This is a genomic window from Halorubrum sp. CBA1125 (genome assembly GCF_009742825.1).
Classification (GTDB): Archaea; Halobacteriota; Halobacteria; order Halobacteriales; family Haloferacaceae; genus Halorubrum.
This window is the reverse complement of sequence record NZ_WPCE01000092.1, coordinates 1-11,256: the sequence shown is the minus strand read 5'-3', so window position 1 is coordinate 11,256 and position 11,256 is coordinate 1. Positions and strand designations below refer to the sequence as shown.

The following is an 11,256-nucleotide window of genomic DNA, read 5'->3' as shown; positions in this document are numbered from 1 at the left end:
TCGGAGATTCTCTGGCAGTCGGGCGTAGCCCGACGACCTCGCGCTCGGTTCGCGCCCTTCGGGCGCTCACCGGAGCCCAGGGCGAGAGCGAAGCTCTCGCTTGCAGCCGGCGGCAACGCCGCCGGCGACGCCACCGCATCGCAGATCTGTTTATAAGTAGTCACCGAGCAGCGGCTCGACGCGCTCGCGGGTCTCCTCGGGGATCGCCTCGGTCGGCGTGTTGACGGTTCCTTCGAGGGAGGTGTGGGCGTCACACTCGTGGTCCGCGGGGAGCGTCCGGACCGCCTCCTCGACGGCGGCCTTGATCGCCGCCTGGTTCTTCTCGGCGTTTTCGAGGACCTCGTCGAGGGTCACCTCGCTGTCTTCCTTCCAGACGTCGTAGTCGGTGACGCCCGCGATCGTCGCGTACGCGATCTCCGCCTCGCGGGCCAGTTTCGCCTCCGGGATCGCGGTCATGCCGACGAGGTCCCATCCCTGCGATTTGTAGAACTCCGACTCAGCGCGCGTGGAGTACTGCGGTCCCTCGATGCAGACGTAGGTGCCGCCCTTCACGACCTGCGTGCCGTCGGCGTCGTCGGAGCCGTCGGTGTCGCCATCGCCGCCGCCGACGGCGGACCTCGCGGCCGCAGTCAGGTGGTCGACGAGCTCGGGACTGTACGGGTCCGCGAACGGCTGGTGGACGACGACGCCGTCGCCGTAGAAGGAGAGGTCGCGGCGCTTGGTCCGGTCGTAGATCTGGTCCGGGACGACCAGGGTCCCGGGTTCCAGCTCTTCTCTGAGACTCCCGACCGCGTTCGACGCGAAGACGTGGGTGACGCCGACCCGCTTCAGCGCGTACATGTTCGCGCGGTACGGCAGGTCCGTGGGCGAGACGCCGTGGTTCGATCCGTGTCGCGGAAGGAACGCGACCTCCCGGCCCGTGTCCGCGAACTCGCCGATCGTGATCGCGTCGCTGGGCTCGCCGTAGGGCGTGTCGTACTCGACCTCGCGAACGTTCGAGAGCGGGAGCGCCTCGTAGATGCCGCTGCCGCCGATGAACCCGATAGTGCTCATGTCCGACGCTGCGCCCGCTCGCTACTTATAAGGACTGACGTGAGCCGATCGACGCGACGGCCCACGGACGCGACGGTTCATGGCCGCGACGGTCCACGGCCACCACGCTCACGGCCACCACGCCCGCGAACGTCCGGGTCAGTCGTCGGCCTTGGCGGCGAGTTCCGCCTCGGCGGCGTCGGCGGCGTCGCCGTTCGCGTCGTCGCTCTCGCGGTTCGTCTCGGCGTCTGCCGCCTCCTCGGTGGCTCCCCTCTCCGGGTCGGGCCGCGGGAAGTTCGCTATCGTCGCGTCGCGGAAGGCGTCCTCGTCGAACGCGTACTCCGCCTCGAAGAAGTCGAGCACAGTCTGGACGTCGGTCATCGCGTTCTTCAGCGCGGTCGACGCGCCCGGCGAGGGCGTGATGTTGAACAGGATACCGTCGCCGGTGATCTTCGCCTCGCCCATGTCGAGTTCCTTGTTCTCGGTGTCGACGAGCTGCGGCCGCACGCCGCCGTACCCCTTCGCGCGCTCGATGTCGTCGACGTCGACGGTGGGGACGACCTTCTGGACGTGCGGCAGGAACGCGCGCTTGCCGACCGCGGGGAGGTCGTACACGAGGTTCCGCACCACGTAGGGGAACAGGATCCGGTCCGAGAGGACGTTGACGTAGCTCGACACGGCGTCGGGGTCGAATCCGAACACGTCGACGAAGTCGCTCACGGTAGAGATTCGGCCACGTTCGAGCGTGGGGACGACCTTCGCCGTCGGGCCGAACCGGGTGACACCGTCGTCGTGGACGTCGGCGTCGCCGTGAACCGCGGCGAACGGGAGCTTCTTCATCTGGAGGGTGTACACCTTCCCGTTCAACAGGTCGTCGCGAGGAAGAAGCTCCCCGCGACCGGGAGCAGCGACATATCCTCGCCGTACCCCATCTGCTTGGCGAACTGGAGGCTGTGCGAGCCGGCGGCGACGACGACCGCGTCCGCCGCGAAGTCGCCGTCGTCGGTCTCGACGGCGAACCCGTCGCGGGTCTCCTCGACGTTCGTCACCGCGGTCCCGAAGTGGACGGAGACACCCTCCTCCTCGCGGGCGTCCGCGACGAACGACTTCGCGACCGCACCGTAGTCGACGACGTAGCCGTCGGGCGTCTGTAACGCCTTCAGCTCCGTGTCCGGGTCGCGGCCCTCGACGACCTTCGGTTCGAGCGCCGCGATCTCCTCGCGGCCGATCTCGCGCAGCTTCGGGAAGAGGTCGCCGAACCCCTCCTCGCGGTAGCGCTGCTCCAGCTTGGCGACCTCCTCGTCGCCGACGCCGAGCACCATCTTGCTCCGCTTGCTGTGCATCTCGCGGTCGGTGTCGGTCCCCTCCAGATAGCCGGCGAGCAGCTCCGCGCCCTCCTTGACCTCCTCGGCCTTCTCCAGGGTGTAGTTCGTCTCGATGTCTCCGAAGTGGAGCGTCTGGGAGTTGTTCGTCCGGTGTGAGTTGATCGCGGCGGCCTCGCGTTCCTTCTCGATCAGCGTGACGTCGTCGACGTCGGTGAACTTCGCCACCGTGTACAGCAGCGACGCCCCGCTTATGCCTCCGCCCACGATAATCAGATTGGTGTGCTCGGTCATGCGTGATGAACGCTCTCACGTCGCGAGAGGCCCTCCCCCGTTAACCATCTTACCATCTCGAGACCGAAACCGGCGGTAGAGACCCTACGAACGTCGATTACGGTGTTCCACAGTCGTCGAAACACCTCGGCTGGGAGCGAGACGAGGCGCCGTCTCACAGCGTGTTACGCGACTCCTGTCGGGCCGTCGCGGCCGCGGCGAGGCTCTCGTGGACCGTCTCGACGAACCGATCCGGGTGTTCGACGTGCGGGAGCAGCCGGGCGCGGTCGAAGACGACGAGCCGGGCGTCCGCGGCCTCCGCGAGGTCGCGGCCGTCCGCGAGCGGACTCACGTCGGCCTCGCGGCCCCAGACGATCGTCGGGGCGTCGAGGGCCGCGAGCGCGGCCGCCAGGTCGAGGTCGCTGTTGAGGTACCCGGCGACGAACGACGCGGGCGCGAACCGCGCGTTCTCGACGTGCGTCGTGCGCCACTCGTAGTCGAGCCACTCTGCGGTCGCGTTCGACGGGTCGTCGTAGCCGTGGTCGGCGTTGAAGTAGCGGATCGACGGTTTCGAGGCGATCGCGTTGAACAGCGTCTCGCCGACGAGCGGCGATCGCAACAGCTCCCGCAGCCACGCCTTCGGCGGGCTCGGCCCCGCGACCGTCGTGGGACAGACGCCGACGAACCCGCCGAACTCGACGTCGTCGGCCCCGGCCGCGTACGCCGCCGACAGCGAGGAGGCGACGACGGCGGGCTCGTCGAACGCCGTGAGGAAGTCGTGGACGAAGTCCTCGTACAGTGCGGCCGAGTACCGCAGCGGCGGCCGGTCGGACCGACCGTACCCCGGGAAATCGGGAGCGACGACGTGGTAGTCGGCGGCGAGGTCCTCGAACACCGCGCGCCACTCGCCGGACGACCCCGCGGCGTTGATCCCGTGGAGGAGAACGAGGTCGCCGTCCGCCGGATCGCCGGCCTCCGTGTAGGCGACGTCCATCCCGCGCCAGCGGAACGTGCCGTCCTCACCGTCGAGCGGTGCCGCCAGTTCGCCGTCGTAGCGGAGCCCGCTGTTGAGGACCGCGACCGAACCGACGCCGAGGAGGGCGCTGCCGACGAGCGTCCTGAGCTTCATGGAAACCTGTTGGTTCGCGAACGACTTATACCTCGTGGGACCGCGCGCGACAGGAGCCCTGATCCACCGCAAACGCCGAGACGCGCCGCCGGTCCCGTCACTCCTCGTCGGGATCGGCGCGCTCGTCGACGCAGTCGGCGATCGGCTCGACGATCGCCGCCGCGACGGTGTACGGGTCGGTCTCGCGCCGCCTGACCGCGTCGGCGAGCGCGTCGATCCCCCCGTGCCGCTCGATCTCGTCGGCCGCGAGCGCGCCGACGTCCGATCGGACCAGCGTCCGGATCTGCGACGCGTAGCGCCGGCGTTCCGTCTCCGCGATCGCCCCCGACTCTCGGAGGTACGTCGCGTGCGCGTCGAACGCCGCGATCAGCTCCGCGATCCCGTCGCCGGCCTTCGCGACGGTCCGGAGCACCTCGGGCGTCCACTGGTCGGCGGCGGAGCCGCCGTCGTCGCTGGTGGACCGGGCATCGTCGTTGGTGGACCGGGCATCGTCGCTGTCGGCGTCGCCGCTCGCCGCCCCCGCGACCCCGTGGTGGCCCGCGTCGAGTCCCGCCCGAGACCCCTCGCGACGGTGGACCATCTCTTCGAGCTCCGCGAGCGTCCGCTCCGCGCCGTCCATGTCGGCTTTGTTGACCACGAAGACGTCGCCGATCTCTAAGATGCCGGCCTTCAGCGTCTGGATGTCGTCGCCGGAGCCGGGCTGGACGAGCACCGCGACGGTGTCTGCGGTGCGGACGATGTCGACCTCGTTCTGTCCAGCCCCGACCGTCTCGACGATCACGACGTCCTTCCCGAAGGCGTCGAGCGCCGTCACCGCGTCCGCGGTGGCCATCGAGAGTCCGCCGAGCTGCCCGCGCGCGCTCATCGACCGGAAGAACACGTCCATGTCGCCGACGTTCGACCCCATGCGGATCCGATCGCCCAGCACGGCCCCGCCGGTGTACGGCGAGGAGGGATCGACGGCGATCACGCCGACCGTGTCTCCGCGGTCGCGGTAGGCCGCCGCGAGCTTGTCGACGAGCGTCGACTTCCCGGCGCCGGGCGCCCCGTGACCCCGATCACGTCCGCGCCGCCGGTGTGTCCGTGTAACGCCGAGACGATCGCCCGGTACCCGGCGGATCGGTTCTCGATCCGCGTGATGACGCGCGCGAGCGCCCGGTGGTTCCCCGCGAGGAGGTCGGCGAGGAGGTCGGCGTCGCCGTCGCGGAGATCGTCGCCGGCGCGGCGGTCGTTGCCCGCGCGACGGTCGGTGTCGCCGTCGTCGAGGTCGTCGTCGACGCGGCGGTCGTCGCCCTCTCGAACCCCGTCCGCCGCCTCCGGGTCGTCCGATCCGTCCATCTACGCGCGTGCCGGGACGTTCGCCCGGATGAACTCGATCGTCTCCTCCATCGGCGTGCCCGGGCCGAACACCTCGGCGACCCCCATCTCCTTGAGATCCTCCTCGTCGTCGTCGGGGACGATCCCGCCGACGAGCACGAGGGTGTCCTCGAACGCGCCGTACTCTTTCAGCCCCTCGATCACCTTCGGCACGAGGGTGTTGTGCGCCCCCGAGAGGATCGAGATCCCGAGCACGTCGACGTCCTCCTGAACGGCCGCCTGCACGATCTCCTCGGGCGCGCGGTGGAGCCCCGAGTAGACGACCTCGAAGCCGGCGTCGCGGAACGCCCGCGCGATCACGTGCGCGCCCCGGTCGTGGCCGTCGAGCCCGACCTTCGCGACCAGACACCGGATGGCCCGCTCCTCCTGTTCGACGCTCATGATCGGTACTGCGTCGCGGCACCGTTTGACTCTGACGGCCGTTCGGGGCCGTCTGCTCCGTGCGTCCGGATCGAGCCCCACCGGGCTCCCGGTACCGGTACCGCACCGCTCGCGGCCGACGCGCGGTGTTTCGCCCCTCGCGGCCGACGGGTTAAACGCGGTGACGCCCGTACGTGTCGACAGCCATGTCACCGCCTCCGTCCGACGCGTCGACGCCGTCGTCGCCGTCCGACCGGCTGCCCGCCGACACCCGTCTCGGCCGCACCGCGCTCCGCGTCGCCGACCTCGACGCGACGACCGCGTTCTACCGCGACGTCGTCGGGCTCGCCGTCCTCGACCGCGACGGCGACCGGGCGACGCTCGGCGTCGACGAGACGCCGCTTCTCGTCCTCGACCGCGACGGCGACCGCCCCGCCCGGGACCGGACCGAGGCGGGACTGTTCCACGTCGCCTTCCGGGTCCCCTCGCGCGCCGCGCTCGGAGCGGCGCTCGCCCGGGTTCGCGAGCGGTGGCGGCTCGGCGGCGCCTCCGACCACCGCGTCAGCGAGGCGCTGTACCTCGACGATCCCGAGGGTAACGGCGTCGAGATCTACCGCGACCGCCCGCGCGAGTCGTGGCCGGTCGCCGCCGACGGGACCGTGAACATGCCGACCGAGCCGCTCGACCTCGACGCGGTCGCGGCGGCCGCGGCGGACGAGACGGACGGAACTGGCGATAGCGACCTCGTCGACCGCGCCCCGTCCGGTACCGACGTCGGCCACGTCCACCTGGAGGTCACGTCGCTCGCGGCGTTCGAGGCGATATACGTCGACGGGATCGGCTTCGAGCTCGGGATGACCGGCCCCGAGGTCCGGTTCGTCGCCGCCGGCGGCTACCACCATCACCTCGCCGCGAACACGTGGCGCGGACGGACCGACCCCGCGACCGGACGCGGCCTCGCGTGGTTCGAAGTCGTCGTCCCCGACGCGGCCGCGCTGGCGGGGGTTCGCGAGCGGCTCGACGCGGTCGGCGACCGCCGCCAAGACGACCGCGACGACGTCGGCGTCGTCGAGCGCGACGACGGGATCGAAGTGACCGACTGCGACGGGATCGTGGTCCGCGTTCGGACCGAGTGACGACCGTCCGGTCGCCGGCTCCGCGTGGAGGGTCGGATCCTCCTCCGTCGGTCACTCGGGGGCGACCAGCTTGTAGCACATCCCCGGCTGATCGTCCGTGTCCTCCGGGGCACGCTCCGCGTAGTACACCGCGTCTCCGGTCGCGAGCGCGGCGCTCGTCGCCTCGCCGCGCCCCTCCACCGACCAGGTGATGGACCCGTCCTCGCGGGAGAGCGCGTAGAGCCGCGCGTCGTAGGCCCCGGCGAGGACGTGCTCGCGGGTCGCCACCGCGCTGCCGGTGACCAGGTCGCCGACCCCGGTCGACCAGACCTCCTCGCCGGTGGCGATGTCGATCGCGTAGACGTTCCCGTCGTGGCTCCCGACGTACGCGGTGCCGTCGTGGACCGCCGGCGCGCACATCACCTTCCCGCCCGTCTCGAACTCCCACAGCCGGGTCCCGTCGACCACGTCGACGCCGGTGACCGTCTCCGCCCACGACGGGACGACGGCGACGCCGCGGTAGACGGCGATCGGCGCCTTGACATCGTCGCCGGTGTCGTACGTCCACTCTCGCTCTAAGTCCGGGAACGACCATGCGTAACAGTGCCCGTCGTTCGAGCCGCAGAGCAGTCGGTCGCGCTCGAGGTCGATCGCAACCGTCGAGTGGGGGTGGTCGGTCGGCCGGTCGTCGGTCCACTCGATATCGCCGCTCTCGGCGTCCAGCGCCACGACGCTCCCGCTCGGGGTCGCGAACTCGGCGGCGACGTACAGCCGCCCGTCGTGGTAGGTCGGGCTCGCCCCGATCGCGTCGCTGATCTTGGTCTGCCACTCGATCTCGCCGTCCGCGAGCGACAGCGCCGTGACCACCCCGCCGTAGTCGCCGATGTAGGCCGTCCCGTCCGCGACGGCGGGCGTCCCGTGGCTCCCCCGCTGGGCGTCGGTGAACGACGTCGACCAGTTCACCTCGCCCGCCGCCGTGATCGACCTGATCCGACCGGTGTCGTCGGCGATCAGGATGTTCCCGTCGGGCGCCAAGAGCGGGCTCCCCTTCGAGGCCGTGTGATCACCGTGGTTGGTCGGGAGCGCCCATCGGACCTCGACGGCCTCCGGGATGCTCGTGTCGATGAACCCGGTGTTCAACAGCCCCTGCCGGAACTGCGTCTCCAGGCCGTTCGAGGCCGGAGGGCCGAACACGTCCTCGTCCGTCTCGTTCGGCGAGTCATCGCTCCCGTCTTCGCCGTCGGCCGGCGACTCCGTCGAGTCCCCGAACGAGAGACAGCCGGCGGATACCGCGACACCGGCGGTCCCGGCGGTCCGAAGCACGTCGCGACGCGTCCGTTCGTCCATGTGAGTCGATCCGCGGGTGAGTATAAAAATCCACCACGACCGCGTGCGCCGTATCGACCCGTTCTCCGTCGCGGCGTGGCGTCCGTGTTGCCGATCGATGAGGACGCCAGACCAACCGTGTTCATATCCGCCCTTCGCCCTATCGATTCGTTCTATACAGTCTACAGGACGAGACCGCTGACACCCTGCGTCCGTGGTCGCACGCCACCACGCCTCGCGCCCTCCCGCGCGCTCGCCGGGGTGCTGACCGACTCGTCTCGTGTGCGGATCGTGACTCGCGCGCTAACCGCGAAATCGGCCGACTGCGGCGGCGATCTCGGACGGCCGTATAGGCCCGTCGGAACCGGCGGACGGCCACCGAAGGGTTGCCTTTATCAGCGCGCCCGGCCAACGGAAGCGTAATGCGAACACCGACTGGCGACCTCTCTGACGGGCCCGACGTAGAGCTGGGCCGCGACCAGCCCGTCTTCGGGCCGGAGCTTGGCGAGTTCGAACACAGCGACCGCCGCGCCGCACAGTCCGACGGCGAGGGCGAGATGAAGACCGGCACGACGACCGTCGGGATCCGGACCGCCGACGGCGTCGTGATGGCGACCGACATGCGCGCCTCCCTCGGCGGCATGGTCTCCTCGAAGGACGTCCAGAAGGTCGAAGAGATCCACCCCCGCGGCGCCCTGACGATCGCCGGCTCCGTCTCCGCCGCGCAGAACCTCATCTCGACGCTGCGCGCGGAGACCAGCCTCTACGAGACCCGTCGCGGCGAGGACATGTCCATGGAGGCGCTCTCGACGCTCACCGGGAACCTCCTCCGGACCGGCGCGTTCTTCATCGTCCAGCCGATCCTCGGCGGCGTCGACGACGAGGGACCGCACATCTACTCGATCGACGCCCTCGGTGGCACGACCGAAGAGGAGTACACCGTCACCGGCTCCGGCTCCCAGTACGCCCTCGGTGTCTTAGAACAGGAGTACAGCGAGGCGCTCACCGTCGACGAGGCCAAGACCGTCGCCGCGAAGGCGATCCAGTCCGCCGTCGAGCGCGACCTCGCGTCCGGCAACGGGATCAACGTCGCCGTCGTCACCGACGAGGGCGTCGACATCACGCGCTACAAGGACTTCGACGGCCTCCTGTAGGTCGTCCGACAGTCGGCAGCTCATTCTAGCGGTTATCGCGTCGCCGTTCAGGCCCGGTTTTCCTCGACGTCCTCGCGGTCTGGCGGCGAGCGGATCCCGTCGCCCCAGTAGAACCGCGGGCCGAGCACGAGGTACCCGCACGCGAGGAACAGCAGCGCGAACGCGAACCCCTCGCCGATCCACGGCGGGAGAGAGGCCGTGGCCATCTGGCCGACCGGGGTGAGGATCACGGCCGCCTGCACGACGCCCATCACGAGCGCGTCCTGCGCGTGGAGGTCGGGGTACGTGATCGTCGACCCCATGAGCAGCGCGAAGGCCGCGGCGGCCGCGACGAGCAGCGCCGGGGCGGTGTACCCGGCGATCACCGCCGCGGCGAGGACGGTCGCCGCCAGCGTCGTCGGCACGCCGACCGTCTCGCGCTCGCCGCTGTCGTAGGCGGTGTACATCCCGAGCCGGGCGACCGCCATGGCGACGAACAGCGACGCGGCGCCCAGTCCGACCGCGACGAATCCGGGGTCGCTCTCGAACGATCTCGCGTCGAGGACGGCGACCGCGACGAGCGTCGCCGGCGCGACGCCGAACGAGGCGACGTCGGCGAGCGAGTCGAGGTACGGACCCGCCTCGCTCGACCCGCGGTGCCGGGCGACGACGCCGTCGAGTCCGTCGGCGACGGCCGCGAGCAGCACCAGCCGGGCCGCGAGTTCGAGGTCGACGGTGGCGGCGACGACGGCGAGGAAGCCCACGGCGGCGTTCGCCACGGTCACCGCGTCCGCGAGTCCGAGCCGGCCGACGAACCGCAGAGGCATACCGTATCGGTCGACGAGCCGCGTTTTAGGGCTTGTTATTGACCCGCCGGGCCAAATCCACGCGGCGTGACTCGTCCGCGGACCGCCCGAGAGCGCGTCGAGATCGGTGACGGTGCGAAGTATTAAGCGTGCGATGGCCCAAGACCGTCGCATGGATCCGATTCCCCTCCAAACCGGGTTCGGCCTGGTGAGTATCGGACTGCTGTTTCTGGTGTTAGTGGTCCTCACGATCTGGCAGTCCGTCGCCATCGTCGACGCCTACGAGAAGGAGGCGCTCACGGTGTTCGGCGAGTACCGGAAGCTGCTCGAGCCCGGCATCAACTTCATCCCGCCGTTCGTATCGCGGACGTACCCGTTCGACATGCGCACCCAGACGCTGGACGTGCCGCGTCAGGAGGCGATAACGCGGGACAACTCGCCGGTGACGGCGGACGCGGTGGTGTACATCAAGGTGATGGACGCGAAGAAGGCGTTCCTCGAGGTGGACAACTACAAGAAGGCCGTCTCGAACCTCGCCCAGACCACCCTCCGGGCGGTCCTCGGCGACATGGAACTCGACGACACGCTGAACAAGCGCCAGGAGATCAACGCGAAGATCCGCAAGGAGCTGGACGAGCCGACGGACGAGTGGGGGATCCGCGTCGAGAGCGTCGAGGTCCGCGAGGTCAATCCCTCGAAGGACGTCCAGCAGGCGATGGAGCAGCAGACGTCCGCCGAGCGCCGGCGGCGGGCGATGATTCTGGAGGCGCAGGGGGAGCGTCGGTCGGCGGTCGAGCAGGCGGAGGGGGACAAGCAGTCGAACATCATCCGCGCGCAGGGGGAAAAACAGAGCCAGATCCTTGAGGCGCAGGGGGACGCGATCTCGACGGTCCTGCGCGCGCGTTCGGCCGAGTCGATGGGCGAACGGGCGATCATCGAGCGCGGCATGGAAACCTTAGAGGAGATCGGGAAGGGCGAGTCCACCACCTTCGTGCTCCCCCAGGAACTCACGAGCCTGGTCGGCCGCTACGGCAAGGCGCTTTCGGGCTCCGACGTCCAGCAGATGGACGGGCTCGAGGGCAAGGAGTTCGACGAAGAGACCGAACAGCTGCTCGGGTTGGAGGACATCGAGTCGGCGTTAGAAGAACTCGACTCCTACGCCGACGAGAACCTCTCGACGAGCCGGGACGGCGAGGAGATCCCGGACGCCGAGATAGAGGAGTTCGAGGTCGACGAGGCCGACATCGACCTCGAAGCGGAGACGGAGCGCCCGAGCGACTGATCGGCCGGGTCGAACTCGGCCGGGGGAGACGATTTTTCCGGGCGATTCAGGGGCGCCAGCGGTCGGGGTCGACCGCCCAGAGGAGGCCGACGGCGACCCCG

The 11,256-nt window shown here is 69.9% G+C and carries 9 protein-coding genes and 1 pseudogene; 3 read left to right on the top strand and 7 right to left on the bottom strand.

What is annotated here, in order from left to right:
• Positions 1–150: 150 nt before the first annotated feature.
• The 5 genes and pseudogenes from mtnP to GJ633_RS09645 form a co-directional block, all read right to left on the bottom strand.
• Positions 151–1,053, bottom strand: a complete 903-nt coding sequence (gene mtnP / locus GJ633_RS09665) for an S-methyl-5'-thioadenosine phosphorylase (RefSeq protein WP_156588656.1) — start codon at positions 1,051–1,053, stop codon at positions 151–153.
• Positions 1,054–1,191: 138 nt separating this feature from the next.
• A pseudogene (locus GJ633_RS09660) lies at positions 1,192–2,648 on the bottom strand (FAD-dependent oxidoreductase).
• 154 nt (positions 2,649–2,802) lie between these two features.
• Positions 2,803–3,756 carry an alpha/beta fold hydrolase gene (locus GJ633_RS09655; protein ID WP_156588655.1) on the bottom strand — a complete coding sequence of 318 codons (954 nt, stop codon included), beginning with the start codon at positions 3,754–3,756 and terminating at the stop codon, positions 2,803–2,805.
• Positions 3,757–3,853: 97 nt separating this feature from the next.
• Positions 3,854–4,876, bottom strand: coding sequence for a methylmalonyl Co-A mutase-associated GTPase MeaB (gene meaB, locus GJ633_RS09650; RefSeq protein WP_394351145.1), 1,023 nt, complete (start codon positions 4,874–4,876; stop codon positions 3,854–3,856).
• 218 nt (positions 4,877–5,094) lie between these two features.
• Entirely contained in the window at positions 5,095–5,514 is a 420-nt protein-coding gene (locus tag GJ633_RS09645; protein ID WP_156588654.1) for a cobalamin B12-binding domain-containing protein, read from the bottom strand.
• Positions 5,515–5,699: 185 nt separating this feature from the next.
• Between GJ633_RS09645 and GJ633_RS09640 the strand changes: the two genes are divergently transcribed.
• Positions 5,700–6,629: a VOC family protein gene (locus GJ633_RS09640; RefSeq protein ID WP_156588653.1), complete on the top strand. Its 930-nt coding sequence runs from the start codon at positions 5,700–5,702 to the stop codon at positions 6,627–6,629.
• A 51-nt stretch (positions 6,630–6,680) separates the two neighbouring features.
• Here the strand turns inward: GJ633_RS09640 and GJ633_RS09635 are convergent, their stop codons facing one another.
• Positions 6,681–7,955, bottom strand: a complete 1,275-nt coding sequence (locus GJ633_RS09635; protein WP_156588652.1) for a PQQ-binding-like beta-propeller repeat protein — start codon at positions 7,953–7,955, stop codon at positions 6,681–6,683.
• A gap of 401 nt (positions 7,956–8,356) precedes the next feature.
• On the opposite strand from GJ633_RS09635, the gene psmB reads away from it, so the two are divergent.
• Complete coding sequence (gene psmB, locus GJ633_RS09630) at positions 8,357–9,088, top strand: archaeal proteasome endopeptidase complex subunit beta (RefSeq protein ID WP_156588651.1); 732 nt, start codon at positions 8,357–8,359, stop codon at positions 9,086–9,088.
• A 47-nt stretch (positions 9,089–9,135) separates the two neighbouring features.
• On the opposite strand, the gene GJ633_RS09625 is transcribed toward psmB, so the two are convergent.
• Positions 9,136–9,894, bottom strand: coding sequence for a protein sorting system archaetidylserine synthase (locus GJ633_RS09625; RefSeq protein ID WP_156588650.1), 759 nt, complete (start codon positions 9,892–9,894; stop codon positions 9,136–9,138).
• A gap of 151 nt (positions 9,895–10,045) precedes the next feature.
• Between GJ633_RS09625 and GJ633_RS09620 the strand changes: the two genes are divergently transcribed.
• A complete protein-coding gene (locus GJ633_RS09620) occupies positions 10,046–11,155 on the top strand; it encodes an SPFH domain-containing protein (RefSeq protein ID WP_156588649.1) in 1,110 nt (369 codons plus the stop codon).
• The last annotated feature ends 101 nt before the right edge of the window (positions 11,156–11,256 follow it).

What these genes read in the sequence shown, in the direction of transcription:
- GJ633_RS09625 (WP_156588650.1), bottom strand. Translation starts at nt 9,894, where the DNA reads ATGCCTCTGCGGTTCGTCGGCCGGCTCGGACTCGCGGACGCGGTGACC.
- mtnP (WP_156588656.1), bottom strand. Translation starts at nt 1,053, where the DNA reads ATGAGCACTATCGGGTTCATCGGCGGCAGCGGCATCTACGAGGCGCTC.
- GJ633_RS09635 (WP_156588652.1), bottom strand. Translation starts at nt 7,955, where the DNA reads ATGGACGAACGGACGCGTCGCGACGTGCTTCGGACCGCCGGGACCGCC.
- GJ633_RS09655 (WP_156588655.1), bottom strand. Translation starts at nt 3,756, where the DNA reads ATGAAGCTCAGGACGCTCGTCGGCAGCGCCCTCCTCGGCGTCGGTTCG.
- GJ633_RS09620 (WP_156588649.1), top strand. Translation starts at nt 10,046, where the DNA reads ATGGATCCGATTCCCCTCCAAACCGGGTTCGGCCTGGTGAGTATCGGA.
- psmB (WP_156588651.1), top strand. Translation starts at nt 8,357, where the DNA reads ATGCGAACACCGACTGGCGACCTCTCTGACGGGCCCGACGTAGAGCTG.
- GJ633_RS09640 (WP_156588653.1), top strand. Translation starts at nt 5,700, where the DNA reads ATGTCACCGCCTCCGTCCGACGCGTCGACGCCGTCGTCGCCGTCCGAC.
- GJ633_RS09645 (WP_156588654.1), bottom strand. Translation starts at nt 5,514, where the DNA reads ATGAGCGTCGAACAGGAGGAGCGGGCCATCCGGTGTCTGGTCGCGAAG.